Origin of the sequence: Embleya sp. AB8, assembly GCF_049739465.1 — a bacterium.
In the GTDB taxonomy this organism is placed as follows: domain Bacteria; phylum Actinomycetota; class Actinomycetes; order Streptomycetales; family Streptomycetaceae; genus Embleya.
Map to the genome: position 1 here is coordinate 135,842 of NZ_JBMHHY010000008.1, position 16,439 is coordinate 152,280.

Here is a 16,439-nt window from a genome sequence, read left to right on the forward strand (position 1 = left end):
TCGGAATCGGTCAGTTGCGGTGGCCGCTGCGGTCGGCGCTGCCGTCGCCGGGGACGGGGGTGGGGGCGGCAGCGGACTCGGTGGTGTGCCAGTTGGTGACGGTCGGTCCGTCCTCGCTGACCCCGCCCTTCGGGGTCAGCTGTACGCCGGCACCGCTTCCGCTGGTCAGGCTGAGGTGGAAGGAGTCGAACTCGGTCCGGTGTTCGTTGGCGGTCGTCTTGGGGTTGATGCCCGCGTAGGCCGACGAGCCGTCGCCGAGGGTGATCCTCGGGCCGACTGCCTGCTCGGCGGGCGCGGCCCGGGCCTTGGAGCCGAATGTGACCACGGGCGGCGTCTCGGGCAGGGCGCAGGTGACGCCGGGGTTGGCGGTCGCCTTGACCAGGAAGTAGCCGGCGGCCCGGGTCCGGGTGGTGACCGAGAAGGTGAGGTCGTTGTCCCCGCAGACCTGGCGGGCGCCGCGTCCGCCGGCGGACGTGCCGGTCCTCTTGGCGGCGCCGGTGGGGGGCTTGCCGGTGGCGTCCGTGCCACCGGTGGTGGACGAGTCGCGCTGCGGCGGGGCGGCGGCCTGGTTCGACGGCGAGGCGACCGGGGCCGCGGCGTTCGTGCCTACGGCGTCGTCCCTCTGCGCGTCCGTGGAGTCGCCGCCGGCGCACGCCGTCGCGCTCGGCGCGAGCAGGGCGACGGAGCAGAGACCGAGCACGATCCTGGCGCCTGAGTGACGGAACGAACGCATGGACTTCCAGCTCCCGGATCCGATGGGAAAGGGAGGCGACTGCCTCCCGACGACGGACCGGACACGCGGCGCGGCGGTGGTGGGTTGCCGGAGGACGTACGGAAGTTACCTTGATCTCATTGGCCTCGTCGCCTTGACGCAAGGGCGGGGCCGGGCGGGTCCGGGGCGGTGGGCGCCCGCTCCGGGCGGGTGAACCCGGCCGGTCGGTCCGGGAGTTGGCGGCGCGCCGTGCGCCGTGCGCCGTGCGCCGTGCCGCGGGGTGGGCGCGTCAGTGCGCGTCGGGGGTGGTCAGGTCTTGGGTGGCGAGCCACTGGGCGATCGTCTTGCCGATGGCCTCGGGCTGGTCCTCGGGGGCGTGGTGGCCGGCCGGGCCGCAGTGTCGGATGTCCAGCGCGCTGATGTGGTCGCGGCTCCAGGCGATCATCGCGTCGGTGACCAGCAGGGTCGGTGCGGAGTCGAAGGTCATCAGCAGCTTGGGGACGTCGGGGCTGTTCGCGAGCCAGGCGTCGTAGGCGGTGATGCGGGCGACGACGTCGGCCGGTTCGCCGTCGATCGGCATCATCCGCGCCCAGGCCAGCATCGGGCGGCGACTCTCGGGCGTCGGGTAGGGGTCGCGGTAGGGCTGTACGTCCGCCTCGCTGACAGGGGTGATCACGGCGCCCTTGAAGGCGGTCTCGATGAAGATGTTCTGCTCGAGGACGAGTTCCTCGCCGACTCCCGGGGTGCGAAACGCCTTGGTACGGGCGAGCCCGGGACCGGGCACCTCTGCGGAGACCATCGGCTTGAGCATGGTCTCCAGGAGGGCGACGCCGCGCACGCGTGAGGGGTGACGGGCGGCCCAGTCGAGGGCGAGCACGCCGCCCCAGTCGTGGCCGACCAGGACCGGCTCGGGCAGGTCCATGGCCTCGATCCAGGCGTCCAGGTAGCGGACCTGATCGGCGAAGGTGTATTCGATGTCGGGCTTGCCGGAGGCGCCCATCCCGATCAGGTCCGGCGCCAGGGTGCGGGCCCGGTCGGCGACGTGCGGGGTGACGTTGCGCCACAGGTGGGACGAGGTGGGGTTGCCGTGCACGAACACGACGGGCGCACCCTCGCCGGTCTCGGTGTAGGCGATGTGCGAGTCGAGGATGTCGATGACGGGCATTTCGGGGTGTCCTGATTCTCGAGTGGGTGGCAGCGGTCGTCCGTTATTCGTTCATTCGGCTAACGTTTGTGTGACTAACGTTTCCGACATGAGAGACCATATATCGTTAGGGTCACTAACGCAACGGGTAGACTCGAAGCCATGAGCAGCATCGAGGCCGCCGAGACACCTGCCGCGAAGTCGTCCGGCGAAGCCGGCACCTGTGCCGGCGACATGACCGACGACGACGCGACGACACCCGCCCGGGTACGCAACCTGCCCAGCAGGATGTTGTCCAAGGCCGCGATGCACGCCGATCGCCTGGTGTCCGAGGGCCTGGCCGCCGAACACGCCCGCAAATGGCACTTCGCGGTCCTGGTCGCACTCACCGAGACGGGCCCCGCGAGCCAATCCACGCTGAGCCGCTGCACCGGCATCTACCGCAGCGACATGGTCGCCGTCATCAACGAACTCGCCGACCGCGACCTGGTCGAACGCACCCCCGACCCCGCCGACCGCCGCCGCAACATCATCACCGTCACTCCGCAGGGTCGCGCCCACCTCCGCCGCCTCGACGAGATCATCACCCAAGCCCAGAACGACCTACTGGCCCCCCTGACCCCACCCGAACGCGCCCAGTTGGCGGGCCTGTTGACGCGCCTGTTGGACCACCACGCGAAGGGATCGGGTCCAGCGCGCCGACCCTGACCCGCGAGCGCTTCGGCCGGGTTGCTGCGGATCCCGGGCTGATCGCGGACGTCGAGGATGGCCACTACTTCGAGGACGCGGGCACGGCGTCGTCGACGAAGCCGGGGTGGGGCTCTACCACGGGACGGGTTGGCCGTGGTGGTTGAGGAAGCGGAGGCCCTGGGTGCCGGCTTGGGATTCGAGGATGTCGACGATGGGCGGGATGGTTTCCTTCGGGGTGAGGGGTGCGTCGGGGCCGCCGAGGCGGGTTCGGTTGTGGCCGGGGTCGATGAGCAGCTTGGTGTGGCCGTCGGTGGCGTTGCGGGTGGCGTAGCTGCGCATCAGTTGGTTGAGTGCGGCCTTGCTCGCCTTGTAGAGCTCGTAGCCGTCCTCGGTGTTCTGCGAGACGTTGCCCTGTTCGGAGGACATGACGGCGACGGTGCCGCCGGGTGCGACCAGGTCGTGGAGGGCCTCGAGGACGCGGAGCGGGCTCAGTGCGTTGGTGATCATCACCTCCGTGAACATGTCGGTGGAGACCTCGCCGATGGGCAGGTTGCCCCGATCGATGGCCGCGTTGACGAAGAGCAGGTCGAGGCGGCGGCCGGCCAGGCGCTCGTGCAGCGCGGCGAGTTGTTCGGGGCTGGTCATCTCCAGTGATTCGACGCTGAGTCGTCCGCGCGATGCGCCGGCGTTCGCCTGGAGTTCGCCGCCCTTGCGGCGGGTCGTGGCGATGACCCGCCAGTCGCGTCGGGCGAGTTCGTCGGCGAGGACGAGACCCAGGCCCCGGGATGCTCCGATGACGAGGGCTTGGCGGTGGTCGGTCGTGGTGGACATTCCTCACCGGCGACCCGGCCGGCAAGGTTCTGCTCGCGTTGATCGCCCAGGCGCAGCACGATCCCGAGACGGCCGAGAGCTTTCGCAAGCGCTATCTCGGTCCGCGCCGCGACCTGGAACGTGACCTGCTCGCACGGGGAATCGAGGCCGGCGAGTTCTCGCCCGGACTCGGCCCCGACGCCACACTGGACGCTCTCGTCGGCCCGATCGTCTATCGCGCCCTGACCGGGTCGAGCATCCCGCGCGATCTGGTGGACACCCTGGTCCAGGACCTGCTCAGGCCCCGCTCGAAGTGAGCGGCCGGCCGGGCCGGTTGCCGGCTACCGGCTGCCGCGTTCCTTGGGGCCGAGCAGGCGGCAGGTTGCGCTCGGGGGCGCGCCGCAGGTCGGCTGCCGTGGCCAGGAGCAGCGGTCGGGGGAGTTGCCCCGGTTGGTGTGTGTCCGGATGGGTTCGACGGGGAGCCGATTCGCGGTTTGGGCGCGGCCGGAGCGGATCCGGGGGGTGTAGGTGGGGCGTTGCCGTGGGGTCCGGCGGAGGTGGTACCGGAACAGGCCCGCGGTGAGGAGGGCGGCGGCGCCGAGGCCGAAGAGGATGGCGCCGACCGCCGGGCGGGCCGCGGCGGGAGTGGTGCCGATGGCGACCAGTTCGAGCAGGGTCAGGGCGGCTATGCCCAGGAGGGCTGTGCCGGGGCCGGTGTGGCGGCGGAGGATGGGTCGCATGTGGGGGTTCTCCTTGGTTCGGTACCGGCGTTGGTCGGTTCGGTACCGGGGTCGGGTGGTTGTCGGGTGACCTCCAGGGCTGCGGCGACGAGCGTGGTGACGTGTGGGTTGGTGCTGCGGTAGAGGGCTTGCGGGCCGTTGTGGCGTACGGTGACCAGGCCCGCGGCGCGCAGGCAGGCGAGGTTGGCGGAGACGGCGGCGTAGTGGGTGTGCGCCCGGTCCGTCAGTTCGCCGATGGAGAGTTCGCGGTGTTGCAGGGCCAGCAGCAGGCGCAGCCGGATCGGGCCGGCGACGGCTCGCAACACGACCACGGCGGTGGCCAGTTCGGCGTCCGGTAGGGGTCGGTCGAGGAGTTCAGGCTCGCGTCCGGCGGGCATGGGTGGGCCTCCTCGCCTGCTCGGCGTGCCGTCCGTACGGGTGGGGCGCGGGATGTACGTGCCAGCGCACGTCGCGCACGCCCGGTTCGCGGGACAGTTGGTCGACCAGGCGGTCCAGGTCGTCGACCGCGAGGGTGAGCCGCAGATGCGCGGTGGCCTGATCGCGGCCGGAGGCGGGGCGTACGTCGGCCTCCGCGCCTGGGACGGTGGCGACTTCGGACGTGGGACCGGACGCCGGCGCCGATCCGGAAGCGGAAGCGGAAGCGGGGTCGAAAGCCGGTGCCGATGCGGAGGACGGTCGGGACGGCGGCGCCGATCCGGCAGCGGAGCCGACGGCTGGTGCCGACGCCGAGGACGGTCGCGACCCCGGTACCGGCGCCGAGGACGGTCGCGACCCCGGTACCGGCGCCGATACGGAACCGGAAGGGGACCCCGCTGCCGGCGCCGACGACGCGCCGGATGCCGGTGCCGTTGCCGTTGCCGATGCGGACGTGGAACCGGACGCCGACGCCGACCCGGATCCGGCCCCGGCCCCCGCCACCCCCACCCGCTCCGCCTGCCACGTGGCCTCCAGGCGGCGTCGCCCGGTGGCGTCGGTGACGGTGTGCCAGTGGGCGTGCGGCCGGTCGGCGTGGGCGCGTGCCGACGGGGTGTGTGCCGAGGTCGCTCCCGGCAGGGCGCGCAGGACGGGGCTGTCCAGGGGGCTGTCGGCGAGCCGGCGCAGGATGTGGGCGAGCCGGCGACGCATCGCGCCGCGCTCTCGGGTGGTGGGGTAGGGGTGGCGGGCGGTCAGGACGGACATGGAACTCACCTCCGTGCGGCGCGCGTCGCGCCGGCGGGAACGGTCGGGTCGGATGCGGTGTGCAGGGCGTCGCCGGTCGTGCGGGTGCGGCGCCGGCGGTCGGTCGGATCGTCCGGCCGGGTCGGCGAGCGCGACCCCGTCGGGGCCAGGGCGCGCACGGCCGGTGCGGTGAGCTTGGCCAGGTGCTGCGGTACGAACATGGCGGCCTCCGGGCGGGTGAGGGCGGGGCGACGGGCAACCGCCGCCCCACTCCGGTCAGTTGCCGCGGGCGAGCTGGACGAGCTTGATGATCACCAGGATCATCGCGACCAGCAGGTAGGCGCGCAGCGCGCCCATGCCGATCTTGCGGGTGGTGGACATCACCGGTCGGGTGAGTGTGTCCAGCGGCGGCATCCGCCAGTTCTCGCGCCCGGTGCGGTCGATCGGGTCCTCCTTGGTCCCGGTCCGCCGCCGGGTGAAGGCGTACCCGGCGGCCAGGACCCCCGCGATCCCGCAGCCGGCCATGATGTCGAGGATCGCGGCGGAGGTGATGTCGGGGAACAACACCGAAGCGGTCAGGATCACCGACAGGGTCACCAGCACACCCACGACCACGGTGGTGAAGGCGTTGGTCTTGGGCCCGTTGACCCAAGGGCCCAGTACCTGCTTGTCGTTGCACAGCAGCAGCAGGAAGACCGAGGCCGAGGGCAGCAGCACGCCGGCGAGGGTCTGCACGCCCTGGGTGAGCAGGCCCAGCGGCGAGCCGGGGATCAGCACGACCGTGGCCGCCACCGCGACCAGCCCGGCGTAGACGGCGTAGAAACCCTTGGCGCCCTTGACGCCGCGGTGCAGCGAGTGCTTCATGCCCATCACGTCGCCGATGGCGTACGCGGTGGACAGGGACACCGCGAATGCGCCGATGATCGAGGCGTCGAGCAGGGCGATGGCGAACAGTACGCCGGCCAGCTTGCCGGCCTTGGCCTCCAGGGCGTGGGCGATGCCCGCGCTGTCGTCGAAGTTGCCGACGCCGTCGGTACCGGCGAAGGCCGCTGCGGTCAGGCCCATCATCGCGGCGGCGCCGATGATCACGATGGCGACGCCGATGATCAGGTCGGCCTTCTCGTACTTCATGAAGCGCGGGGTGATGCGCTTGTCGATGACGTACGACTGCTGGAAGAACAGCTGCCAGGGGGCGACCGTGGTGCCGACGATCGCGATGATCAGCAACATCACGGTGGCCAGTTCGCCCGAGCCGCCCGGGATGCTGGGTACCACGAAGTCGTGGGCCATCTGCGAACTCTTCGGGTGGGAAAGGAAGTAGATCGGTATCAGCAGCAGCGAGGCCGCACACAGCACGATCGCGATCCGCTCGAAGCGCCGGAAGGAGCCGGTGAACGCCGAGGCGATGATGATCGCGGCGGCCACGATCACCGAGGCCACCTTGGGCAGTCCCAGGTATCCGGTGGCCAGCGTGATGCCGATGAACTCGGTGACCAGGGTCAGCGCGTTGAGCAGGAACAGGTCGATGACCGAGAACGCGCCCCAGAACTTGCCGAATCGCTCCAGGATGAGCCGGGCGTGGCCGACTCCGGTCACGGCGCCGAGCCGCAGCACCATTTCCTGGTTCACATACAGGACCGGGATCAGCAGAAGCAGCGTCCACAGCAGGCTGGTCCCGTAGTTCTGACCGGCCTCTCCGTAGGTCGCGAACGCGCCGGCGTCGTTGTCGCCGACCATCACGATCAGCCCTGGGCCGACGATCGCGAGCAGTGTCTTGAGTCGGGCCGAGAGTCCCCGGCGAGGTTCGGTGTCATCCTGCTTGATGGTGCCGAGCGCGCCGCGGATGTCGCCCACGTGGGCGTCGTCGAGTACCGCGGTGCGTGGCGTGGGTACGGCCGGCTGGTCGGTGATCACATCTGTCATGACAAAAGCCCCCAGAATCCCTGGGTAGGGAAAGTGTCGATGGCGCGCGGCAGCCATCCCCCCGGCGAGCGCGCAGACCGACCGACCCGGCACGCCGAAGGCGCACGGGTGGGTGCCTGGGGGAGAGCGAAGGGATGCGCCGATGCGCGGAAAAGAGGTGGTTATCGTGTACCGGAGGTCGACGAGGACATACCGGTATGGGGCCTACTGTGGCCCGGACTACTGCAACTGCGATCCATGTCTCTCGCCTCCTCCCGACCGGGGCGCACACGGGCGCCGCATCGACTCGGCAAGGAGTAAACCCACCTCTACGGCAGGTCACCCCAACTCGTCAGAGCTTTGGCACTGCACGGCGTAATCCCGCCGAGGCGGGAAGCCACTTGGGGTCACCCCTTAGGTCGGGGAGACCTGTCCTGACCCTGGGCGTCTCTCGACGTCGTGGGGTCAGTGGCCTGTGTCCGTGCAGACGCCTCACCGAACGAGGTGCCTTTCCTGCGTTTCCAACCGAGAGGAGCATAGCTCAAAGCTTGCGCCGCGGCGCAAGTGTTTGGCGAAGGCTTGACCACCGCTCCGGCGACTCGGCATCGAGAAGGCGCGAAACCGCGCCCGGCCCGCATCGGTGATTGCCGGGTTCCGGCAATCACCGTGCGTTTGATTGTGGTGTTAAGTATCTGTCAAAAACAGGTTGCCGGCGTGTAGGTTCCTCTTCGGTGTGCCGGGAAGTCTGGTCGGCGGTCAAGAGAACTCTCTTCGTCGATCGGTGCTTGTCGTGGTGCGTGTCGTCGGGTTCGACGTTGGTGCTGTCGGGGTGTGGCGGTGAACGTGGTCCGCGAGGAAATACCCGCCCGGTCGCGCGAATTGCCCGGCGTCGAGAGCGACCGCCTTGGTGCGGGACGCAACCCCGGGTGTCGTCTGCCCGCTGTTCCCGTCCCCCTCCGGCGCACCCGATTCGGGCCGCCGGGTACCGGAGGCGAAGCGGACACCGCACCCGCGTGCACCGACCGGTGGAGCATCCGACAGCGAGGGAGTACGTGATGTACGCACGTGATCTGGTGACCGCCTATCCGGTGGTCACCCTGGACGACGACGCCCTGGACGTCGCCCGACTGCTCGTCCGGCAGTGCCTGCCGGGCGTGCTGGTGGTGGACGACGTCGGCGAGCCATACGCGGTGTTGCCCGCGTCGAGCCTGATCGGCCGACTGGTCCCGGGCTGCGTGCTCGACGACCCGACACTGGCCGCGATACTCGACGAGCCGTGCGCGGGTCTCCTGGGCTCCGCGCTCGCGGGTCACACGGTGCGCGAATGTATGCCGCCCGCGAAACGGGTGCCGTCCGTCGCCGACGCGGATGCCACCGCGCTCGAGGTCGCCGCGCTCCTTGCGCGCGACCGCAGCCCGCTCGTGGCGGTCGTCGAGTATTCCGGGGACCGCGCCACCACCGGCGCCTGGCGACCCCACCTGCTCGGCGTGATCACCCCGTCCCGACTGCTCGAACAACTCCTCGGAGCGGCCTGAGGGTTCACCGCACCCGAAGGACCGATACCGCTACCGACCGTCGCCTTCCCCCGACGATTCACCTCCCCGGGCGCGCCGCCGCGCGCCCGTCGGAACAGCTCCTCGACCACCAGCACACCACCCGGGAGGGTGACCATGGGCCGCGCCGCGATACCCGACGACTTCCTCGACACCTACACCGGCATGCTCGCCGAGGTCTCCACCACCGGCCGCCTGCTGCGCCGAAGCGAACTCGACGCGCTGCGCGAACAGGGCGAACACGCCGCCGAAGCGGGCCACGCCTGGCGCGAGCTGATCACCCTCTACCTCGACCGGACCCGCCGACGCTGGACCACCCTCCCCGGCATCGCCCACGCGCCCAACAGCACCGAGGCCGCCAGGACCGGCGAAAGCGTGCTGCGCGCCGTCGAGACCGCCGTCGACGCCCTGGCCGCCGGACACGAACGCGCGCAACACCTGGCGATCCGTCAGGAGGAGGCGGCGCGCCGCGAATTCGTCGACGACCTGCTGTACGGGCGGAGCGACCTGGGCCGCCTGGCCGAGCGCGCCGAACGTTTCGGGCTGCGCCTGGCGCATGCGCACGCGGTCGCCGTCGCGGAGGGGAACGAGACGTACACGGACATCCACCCGCTCGTCCGCCGCGTCGAACGCGAACTCGTCGGCCGCTTTGGCGAACGCGACGTCCTGCTCACCACCAAGGACGGCCGCCTGGTGTGCGTGGCCGCCAGTACCGAAGGTGTCGCCCTCGACGCCTTCGCCAAGTACGTAACCCACCCCGGCACCGGCCACATCGGCGCGCGGCGGGTCGCGTTCGGCCGGGCGCACAGCGGCGCGGGCGGCGTGGTCCGCTCCTACGAGGAGGCCCTGTCCGCGCTCGACCTGGCCACCCGCCTCGACCTGCCCGGGCCCGTCCTGCACGCCGCCGACCTGCTGGTCTTCCCGGTCCTGATGCGCGACCGCGCCGCGATGGCCGACCTCGTCCGCGCCGTCCTGGGCCCGCTCACCGCCGCCCGCGGCGGCGCCGGGCCGCTGCTGGAAACCCTCACCGTGCTGGCCGAGGCCGGCTACATCGGCGCCGAGACCGCCCGCCGGCTGACCATCAGCCCGCGCACGTTGTCCTACCGGCTCGAACGCATCAGGATCCTCACCGGCTACGACCCCAACGACGCCATGCAACGCTTCACGCTGGAAACCGCGGCCATGGGCGCCCGACTCCTCGGCTGGCCGGCGGCGGACCTGTAGGCCGAGGCGCCCGCGCTTCGGCGGGCCGCCGATCGGCGCAGGTCACGCCCGGTCCCCGGGCACGGTGCCCCGACCGGGATCGCCGGGGGCGCGCTCGTCGGGGGGATCCGTCCCGGCACGATCCAGGAGTTCGCGCAGGTGCCGCTCGTCGTCTTGGTCCAGGCGCGAGACGAAGCGGGCCAGGACCGAGCGTCGATCGGGCTCGCGGTCCAGGACGGCGCGCATACGATCGGCGGCCATCGTGGCCAGATCCGTCACCGGCGCGTAGGCGAACGCCCGTCCCGCCGGGGTGCGGACCACCACACCCTTGTCCAGCAACCGGGTCAGGATCGTCACCACGGTCGTGCGCGCGAGCGGGCCGCCCGGCCCGGTGTCCAGCGCGGCGCGGACCTCGCCGGGTGTCAACGGCCGCTCGGCCGCGCCGAGGATGCCGAGCACCGAACCCTCCAGCTCACCCGCCGCCCGGCGGCCACTACCGCTGGTCACGACAACACCCTCTCGCGTCGTCTACAGTTCATCGTGCGTCTACAGCCTGTAGACGCAGGTCGAGTCTACGCGACCCGCCCTCGGCAAACCCGGCAACTCGGCGACGGCCGTCGACCCGAACACGCGACCGCCGCCCGATCGGTTCCCCGCACCCCGGGCGAGCCCGCCTCCCGTACGCCGTGCCTCGTACGAACACGTCGCGCGTCGTATGTCGAAGACCGAACGCACCCCGAAGAGGCCCCTATCCCGTGACCGCACCCCTGTACGCCCAAGCCTTGGACGGCGCCCGGATCGACGGCGGCCTGTACACCACCGTCACCGATTTCGCCCGTGACACCCACTGGCTCAACTCACCCGTGCTCGCCTGGACCAGCTACGGCGCGGCCCTGTTCATCCTGCTCCTGCTCGTCGGCTGGTGGCAGGCCCGCCGCGCGGACGCCGCCACGATGGCCTCGGCCGTGGGTGCCATCGCCGGCGCCGGCATCGCCTACCTGGCCAACTCCGGCATCAAGGACGCCTTCCACGAACCACGCCCCTGCCGGGCCCTCCCGCGTGCCTTCCTGGTCGAGTCGTGCCCGGCGGCGAACGACTACGCCTTCCCCAGCAACCACACCTCGGTCGCCTTCGCGGCGGCCGTCGGCCTACTCCTGGTCAACCGCCGACTCGGCCTGTTCGCCCTGGTCGCCGCCGTGCTGATGGGCGCCTCCCGCGTCTACGTCGGCGCCCACTACCCGCACGATGTCGCCGTCGGCGCCGTGGTCGGCACCATCGTCGCCATCCTGACCGTCCTGGCCACCCGCAGATTCGCCACCTCGACCGTGGCGCGCCTGCGCACCGGGCCGCTGCGCCCGGTACTGGCCCGCGCATAGCCCACCGAAGGCCGCCGCCGGCGCGCCGCCCCCGCAGATCCGCCGGTTGCCACCGGACGGCTCCCGCGGTCGGCCGTGCCGGCGGCGGCCTTTCCCTTGGCGCGGGACGAAGGCCCGCTCCCGGCCGGGCAGTTCGACCGGCACGACGGCCGGGTGAGCGGATCAGGACGGGGCCGGGTTCGTGAGCGCATCGGCGTGCGTGGACAAGCGGATGCCCCGTCCGGGGCCGGACGCGTCGGGACCCGAGTGGGACCGGGAGCCCAGGTGTTCGGGACTCGGGGCCGCTTAGCGTGGCGGGAGTCCGGACGGGGCGGGGACGTCGGTGATTCGGTCGGCGCCACGCGGTCCGGACGTCCGTTGCAGGCAAGGGATGGAGAAGATCATGACGTACGACGACAGTTACGAGCCCCCGGCGCTGGTCGAGGTCGGCGACTTCACCGAGCTGACCCTCGGCCTCTGGTGGGGCTGCCCGCAGGACATCTTCGGCGGTCCCACGCCGCTCGCCTGCTGACCCTCGCCCTCGATGGATCGGCGGGAAACAGGTGCGGGGGCGTCCAGGGGCGCCCCCGCATCACCGGACCTGGGAGAGGGTCATGGGATTTCTGATTCTTCCGGACACCTCGGTGTCCGACTCGATCGCCGTCGCCGGCGCCGGGGAAGTGCCGTTGCGGTGCATCGCGCACGGGTCGGGGCGGCCGTGGTTGGTGGGGGACTGGTCGGACGACGAGATCGCCGTGGTCGTGGCGGGGGCGCGGCGGTTGGTGTTGTTCGGGCGTACTCGGTTCGATCCCGGCACCGTTGCCCGGGCGCTGGGGCGGGCGCGGTCGGTGCGGGATCTGGACACGTTGGCTCGGAGCCTGCCGGGCAGCGTGCATCTGCTGGCCTCGATCGACGGGCGGGTGCGGGCCCAGGGGGCGGTGGCCGGCACCCGGCAGATCTTTTACGCTCGCGTCGCCGGGGTGACCGTGGCGGCCGATACGCCGGGGCGCCCGGCCGGGTTGGTCGGCGCGGGGCTGGACGAAGCGGCCCTGGCGCTGCGGTTGTTGGTGCCGGGCGCGCCCTGGCCGCTATGTACGCGCAACATTTGGTCGGGCGTGGAGCAGCTCGACGCCGGATGCTGGTTGGAGCTCGACACCGCAGGCGAGCGGCGCGTGGTGCCCTGGTGGCGGGCGCCGGCGGCGGAGGTTCCGCTGCGGGAGGCGGCGGGGGCCGTGCGGGCCGCGATCGCGGATGCGGTGGGCGTCCGGGCGGCCGGGGGTCGAACGGTCAGCGCCGATCTGTCGGGTGGATTGGACTCCACCGGGTTGTGCTTCGTCGCCGCCGCGGCGGCGGATGGGGGCCGGCTGCTCACCCATCATTGGCGGCCGTTGGACGCGGCGAACGACGACACGATCTGGGCCGAACGGGCCGCGGCGTTGTTGCCGGGCGCGGAACACCGCTACAGCGGGCCGGACGACGGGCCGGGATGGCTGGACGAGGGTGACCCGACCACGGGCGAGGACACGTCGGGGCCGCTGCCGTGGAGTCGGAACCTGGCGCGGATGGAGTATGTCGCGCGGGACTCGGCCGCACGAGGCGCGGGTGTGCATCTGATGGGTGTCGGCGGCGACGAACTGTTCTCCGCCACGCCGACATACCTTCGGGCCCTCGTCCGCAGGCGGCCGATCCGGGGGCTGCCGGCCGTACTTCGCTGTCGGGCGCTGAACCGTTGGCAGTTGTTGCCCACCGTTCGTGGGCTGGTCGACAACGACTCGTTCGCCGACGCGCTGCGCGCCGGGGCACCGCGGATCACGGCCGCCACACCGTCGCCGGCGCAGGTGTTCATGGGCTGGGCACCCGAGCCGCGGCTGCCGTCCTGGGCCTCGCCGAGTACGGTCGCGACCGTACGCCGCCTGATCATCGAGGCGGCGGCGGACACCCCGGAACCGCTGGATCCCGAACGGGTGCAACACCAGATCGTCGAGGGCGTCCTGCACGGCGGGGCCGCGATTCGCGAAATGGGCGCGGTCCTGGGGCGGTTCGGGATCGAGCCGGCCGCACCCTATCTGGACGACCGGGTCGTCGAGGCGGCCCTGTCGGTGCGGCTGGAGGATCGGATGGTGCCGGGCGGGTTCAAGCCGGTGCTCACCACCGCGCTGCGCGGACTCGTCCCGGACGAACTCCTGGCCCGGCGCAGCAAAGGCGACTTCAGCGCCGAGTTCCACGCGGGCGTGGAGCACAACCGGCGCCTGCTCCTGGACCTGTGCGACGACCTGCGGTTGGCCGGGCTCGGGCTGGTCGACGCACGGGCATTGCGGGTCGCCCTGCTGCGGCCGAGCCCGGACACCGCGTCGCTGGCTCCCTTCGAGAACACCCTGGCCTGCGAGCGCTGGTTGCGTTCCGTCGAGACGTCGGAGCCGCAAGTCGCGGCCCGGATGGGAGGATTCCGATGACCACGATCACCCTGGCACCCGACGTCACCGCGACGGATGTCCCGGACGGGCTGGTGCTGCTCGACCAACGCCGAGGCCGATACTGGCAGTTGAACCGCACCGGCGCGGGTGCCTTGCGCCTGCTGATGGCCGGTCACTCCGCGGAGGAGGTGGCCGCGCGGCTGGCGGAGCCGGCCCCGGCCGCCGCGTCGCGGGCGCATCACGATGTACGGGAACTGTTGCGGGCGTTGTGCGAGGCCCGTCTGGTGGTGGCGTCATGACGATGCCGGTCACCGCGGAGGAATCGGTGCCGCTGACCTGGCATCGGCACGTCACGGCGCGCTGTGCGGTCGCGGTCGCCCGGCCGTTGGCCCTGCTCCCACCACGGCGGCTGCGCCGGGTGTTGCGGGTGGTCGGCCTGGGCGCCCGCCCCGCCACCGTGGCCGAGGCGTCGGCCGCGCGGCGGGCCGTCGTATCGGTCAGCGCCCGCTGCGCCGGGCAGGGCTGCCTGCAGCGGTCCGTGGCCACGGTGTTGTTGTGCCGGTTGCGCGGAGCGGTGCCGGATTGGTGTACGGGCTTTCGCACGCAGCCGTTTCGGGCGCACGCGTGGGTTGCGGCGGAGGGGACGCCGGTGGGGGAGGCCGGTGACATGGCGCTGTTCCACACCGTGTTGAGCGTGCGGCGCACAACCACCGAGGAGTCGTCATGAGTATCTCCTGCGTGCTCGGCGTGCCCGGCGTGCCTGGCCTGCCCGCGGTGCCCGGTGTGCCTGCGGTGTCCGCCGTGCCTGCCGCGCCCGAGAGCGCCATTTGCGCCGAGGGGCTCGGCAAGCTCTACGGCGACACCGAAGCCGTGGTGGGTCTGGACCTGGACGTCCCGGAGGGCCGGATCTTCGGCTTCGTGGGCCCCAACGGCGCGGGCAAGAGCACCACCATCGGCATGTTGTGCACCCTGGTACGGCCCACACTGGGCCGGGCCCGGGTCGCGGGGTGCGACGTAGGCACCCAACCGGACGAGGTACGGCGCCGGATCGGGTTGATCTTCCAGGAGTCCACGCTCGACGTGGATCTCACCGCCGAGGAGAACATGCGCTTTCAGGCCGATCTGTTCGGGGTGCCGCGACGGCGCTCGCGGGTGCTGATCCCGGAGCTCCTGGAACTGGTGGACCTGGCGCAACGCCGGGACTCGCCGGTGCGCACGTTGTCCGGCGGCATGCGGCGCCGCCTGGAGATCGCCCGGGGTCTCCTGCACGCGCCGCGTGTGCTGTTCCTGGACGAGCCCACCACCGGGCTTGATCCGCAGACGCGCGCGGCGGTGTGGGAACACCTGCACCGGCTGCGCCGCGAGCAGGGGATCACCGTCTTCCTGACGACGCATCACCTCGAGGAGGCGGAGCACTGCGACCTGATGGCCATCATCGACGCCGGTGAACTGGTGGCGGAGGGAACTCCGGCCGGACTCAAGGCGGTTGTCGGCGCCGATCTGGTCACGCTGCACACCGGCGACGATGCGCGGGCCGCGCGGGCGGTACGGGAGCGGTTCGGTCTGGCGGTGCAGACGCACGAGCGGGGCCTGCGGCTGAAGGTGGCCGACGGGGCGGCGTTCGTACCGCGCCTGTGTGCCGAACTCGGCGTCCCGGTGCGCTCGGTGCGGGTGACGCCGCCCTCGTTGGACGACGTCTTCCTGCACTACACGGGCCGCACCATACGCGAGGCCGACGGTGGTCCGACGCCGCCGCCCGGCCTCGGACCGAGGAGGTAGAGCCGAATGGCCCCCACCGAGATCGAATTGTCGGCCGCACAGCCGCCGCTCTCCCGCCTCGTGCGGGTCGACGGCGTGCATCCGCCGCCCGACGCCTCGGCCCGATTCGGCCGCGTCGCGCGGGATCTGCGTACCGTGCGGGTGTTGTGGCAGCGCGAGATGATCCGCTTCACCCGCAACCGGGTCCGGCTGGCGATGGGGCTGGTCACCCCGCTGATGTTCCTGCTCATCCTGGGCACCGGGCTCAACTCCCTGATCGGCGGCGGCGGATCGGCCGACGGCCTGAGCGACTACCGCGCGTATCTCTTCCCGGGCGTGCTGATCATGGCCGTTCAGGCGCCCGCGATCGCCGTCGGGGTCACCATCGTGTGGGACCGACAGGCCGGATTCCTGCGGCAGATGCTGGTCGCGCCGGTGCGGCGCGGGGTGTTGCTGACCGGGATCTGCCTCGGGGGAGCCGCGACCGGTGCGGGCTATGGCGCGCTCGTACTCGCCGTCGCGGGCGCGGCCGGGGTGCCCTATCGTCCGGAACTGCTGCTGGTGCTCCTCGAGTTGGCACTGATCTCGTTCGCGTTCACGGCGCTCGGGGTGCTGGCGGCGGTGTGCATTCGGCGGATCGAGACGTTCCAGGTCGTGGTCGGGATGTTCATGATGCCGCTGCTGTTCCTGTCCGGCGCGATGTTCCCGGCGCGTGGGCTTCCCGGCTGGCTGGGCGGCGCGGTCCTGGCCAACCCGCTGACGTACGGCGTCGATGCGCTGCGCCGCACGCTGCCGGGAGGTGTGGCAACCCCGGGCGGCGCGGCCACGGGGCCGCAGTGGTGGGGGTGGGCGCCGCCGGTGTTGCTCGAGGTGTCGTTCCTGGCGGTGGCGGCGCTGGCGGCCTTGGCCGTGGCGACGCGCCGGTTCTCGCGTACCGAGTAGCGAACGCCCGTGGGCTCCTTGGGGGTTGTTTGATTTCGGCGGCAAATCGTTCGGCGGT

At 71.7% G+C, this 16,439-nt stretch carries 20 protein-coding genes and 1 riboswitch; of the genes, 11 read left to right on the forward strand and 9 right to left on the reverse strand.

Features of this window, described 5'->3' with window-relative positions; all coding sequences use genetic code 11:
• Positions 1-10: 10 nt before the first annotated feature.
• Positions 11-733 (reverse strand): DUF4232 domain-containing protein, encoded by a 723-nt coding sequence (locus tag ABIA38_RS13595; protein WP_424638836.1) that lies wholly within the window; start codon positions 731-733, stop codon positions 11-13.
• 268 nt (positions 734-1,001) lie between these two features.
• Positions 1,002-1,877 (reverse strand): haloalkane dehalogenase, encoded by an 876-nt coding sequence (locus ABIA38_RS13600; RefSeq protein WP_424638837.1) that lies wholly within the window; start codon positions 1,875-1,877, stop codon positions 1,002-1,004.
• A gap of 213 nt (positions 1,878-2,090) precedes the next feature.
• On the opposite strand from ABIA38_RS13600, the gene ABIA38_RS13605 reads away from it, so the two are divergent.
• Positions 2,091-2,564 carry a MarR family winged helix-turn-helix transcriptional regulator gene (locus tag ABIA38_RS13605; RefSeq protein WP_424638980.1) on the forward strand — a complete coding sequence of 158 codons (474 nt, stop codon included), beginning with the start codon at positions 2,091-2,093 and terminating at the stop codon, positions 2,562-2,564.
• A 114-nt stretch (positions 2,565-2,678) separates the two neighbouring features.
• Here the strand turns inward: ABIA38_RS13605 and ABIA38_RS13610 are convergent, their stop codons facing one another.
• Positions 2,679-3,377: an SDR family NAD(P)-dependent oxidoreductase gene (locus ABIA38_RS13610; RefSeq protein WP_424638838.1), complete on the reverse strand. Its 699-nt coding sequence runs from the start codon at positions 3,375-3,377 to the stop codon at positions 2,679-2,681.
• Positions 3,378-3,415: 38 nt separating this feature from the next.
• Here ABIA38_RS13610 and ABIA38_RS13615 point away from each other — a divergent pair, with 38 nt between their 5' ends.
• Positions 3,416-3,673, forward strand: a complete 258-nt coding sequence (locus ABIA38_RS13615) for a TetR-like C-terminal domain-containing protein (RefSeq protein WP_424638839.1) — start codon at positions 3,416-3,418, stop codon at positions 3,671-3,673.
• A gap of 24 nt (positions 3,674-3,697) precedes the next feature.
• Here the strand turns inward: ABIA38_RS13615 and ABIA38_RS13620 are convergent, their stop codons facing one another.
• From ABIA38_RS13620 to ABIA38_RS13640, 5 genes are read right to left on the reverse strand one after another with little or no spacing between them, the layout of a single operon-like run.
• Entirely contained in the window at positions 3,698-4,096 is a 399-nt protein-coding gene (locus ABIA38_RS13620) for a hypothetical protein (RefSeq protein WP_424638840.1), read from the reverse strand.
• Entirely contained in the window at positions 4,042-4,473 is a 432-nt protein-coding gene (locus ABIA38_RS13625; RefSeq protein ID WP_424638841.1) for an ArsR/SmtB family transcription factor, read from the reverse strand. Before ABIA38_RS13625 ends, ABIA38_RS13620 begins: the two co-directional genes overlap by 55 nt.
• The gene (locus ABIA38_RS13630; protein WP_424638842.1) at positions 4,451-5,275 is read right to left on the reverse strand and encodes a hypothetical protein; all 825 of its coding nucleotides are present in this window, start codon (positions 5,273-5,275) and stop codon (positions 4,451-4,453) included. The genes ABIA38_RS13625 and ABIA38_RS13630 overlap by 23 nt, the downstream gene beginning before the upstream one ends.
• A gap of 5 nt (positions 5,276-5,280) precedes the next feature.
• Complete coding sequence (locus ABIA38_RS13635; RefSeq protein ID WP_424638843.1) at positions 5,281-5,475, reverse strand: hypothetical protein; 195 nt, start codon at positions 5,473-5,475, stop codon at positions 5,281-5,283.
• A gap of 55 nt (positions 5,476-5,530) precedes the next feature.
• The gene (locus tag ABIA38_RS13640) at positions 5,531-7,177 is read right to left on the reverse strand and encodes an NRAMP family divalent metal transporter (protein ID WP_424638844.1); all 1,647 of its coding nucleotides are present in this window, start codon (positions 7,175-7,177) and stop codon (positions 5,531-5,533) included.
• Positions 7,178-7,492: 315 nt separating this feature from the next.
• Positions 7,493-7,667: riboswitch (M-box (ykoK) riboswitch) on the reverse strand.
• Between the two features lie 544 nt (positions 7,668-8,211).
• Here ABIA38_RS13640 and ABIA38_RS13645 point away from each other — a divergent pair.
• Together ABIA38_RS13645 and ABIA38_RS13650 are read left to right on the forward strand one after the other, a co-directional pair.
• On the forward strand, positions 8,212-8,691 hold the full coding sequence (locus ABIA38_RS13645; RefSeq protein WP_424638845.1) for a CBS domain-containing protein: 480 nt from the start codon (positions 8,212-8,214) through the stop codon (positions 8,689-8,691).
• Positions 8,692-8,826: 135 nt separating this feature from the next.
• Positions 8,827-9,933 carry a PucR family transcriptional regulator gene (locus ABIA38_RS13650; protein ID WP_424638846.1) on the forward strand — a complete coding sequence of 369 codons (1,107 nt, stop codon included), beginning with the start codon at positions 8,827-8,829 and terminating at the stop codon, positions 9,931-9,933.
• A gap of 42 nt (positions 9,934-9,975) precedes the next feature.
• On the opposite strand, the gene ABIA38_RS13655 is transcribed toward ABIA38_RS13650, so the two are convergent.
• Complete coding sequence (locus ABIA38_RS13655) at positions 9,976-10,419, reverse strand: BlaI/MecI/CopY family transcriptional regulator (RefSeq protein ID WP_424638847.1); 444 nt, start codon at positions 10,417-10,419, stop codon at positions 9,976-9,978.
• A 248-nt stretch (positions 10,420-10,667) separates the two neighbouring features.
• Here ABIA38_RS13655 and ABIA38_RS13660 point away from each other — a divergent pair, with 248 nt between their 5' ends.
• From ABIA38_RS13660 to ABIA38_RS13690, 7 genes are all read left to right on the forward strand, one after another.
• Positions 10,668-11,288, forward strand: a complete 621-nt coding sequence (locus ABIA38_RS13660; protein ID WP_424638848.1) for a phosphatase PAP2 family protein — start codon at positions 10,668-10,670, stop codon at positions 11,286-11,288.
• A gap of 382 nt (positions 11,289-11,670) precedes the next feature.
• The gene (locus tag ABIA38_RS13665) at positions 11,671-11,799 is read left to right on the forward strand and encodes a lasso RiPP family leader peptide-containing protein (RefSeq protein WP_424638849.1); all 129 of its coding nucleotides are present in this window, start codon (positions 11,671-11,673) and stop codon (positions 11,797-11,799) included.
• An 82-nt stretch (positions 11,800-11,881) separates the two neighbouring features.
• Complete coding sequence (locus tag ABIA38_RS13670) at positions 11,882-13,720, forward strand: asparagine synthase-related protein (RefSeq protein WP_424638850.1); 1,839 nt, start codon at positions 11,882-11,884, stop codon at positions 13,718-13,720.
• Positions 13,717-13,980, forward strand: a complete 264-nt coding sequence (locus ABIA38_RS13675; protein WP_424638851.1) for a lasso peptide biosynthesis PqqD family chaperone — start codon at positions 13,717-13,719, stop codon at positions 13,978-13,980. Before ABIA38_RS13670 ends, ABIA38_RS13675 begins: the two co-directional genes overlap by 4 nt.
• Positions 13,977-14,408, forward strand: coding sequence for a lasso peptide biosynthesis B2 protein (locus ABIA38_RS13680; RefSeq protein WP_424638852.1), 432 nt, complete (start codon positions 13,977-13,979; stop codon positions 14,406-14,408). The genes ABIA38_RS13675 and ABIA38_RS13680 overlap by 4 nt, the downstream gene beginning before the upstream one ends.
• Positions 14,405-15,460, forward strand: a complete 1,056-nt coding sequence (locus ABIA38_RS13685; protein ID WP_424638853.1) for an ATP-binding cassette domain-containing protein — start codon at positions 14,405-14,407, stop codon at positions 15,458-15,460. Before ABIA38_RS13680 ends, ABIA38_RS13685 begins: the two co-directional genes overlap by 4 nt.
• A gap of 6 nt (positions 15,461-15,466) precedes the next feature.
• The gene (locus tag ABIA38_RS13690) at positions 15,467-16,381 is read left to right on the forward strand and encodes an ABC transporter permease (protein ID WP_424638854.1); all 915 of its coding nucleotides are present in this window, start codon (positions 15,467-15,469) and stop codon (positions 16,379-16,381) included.
• Positions 16,382-16,439 lie beyond the last annotated feature (58 nt).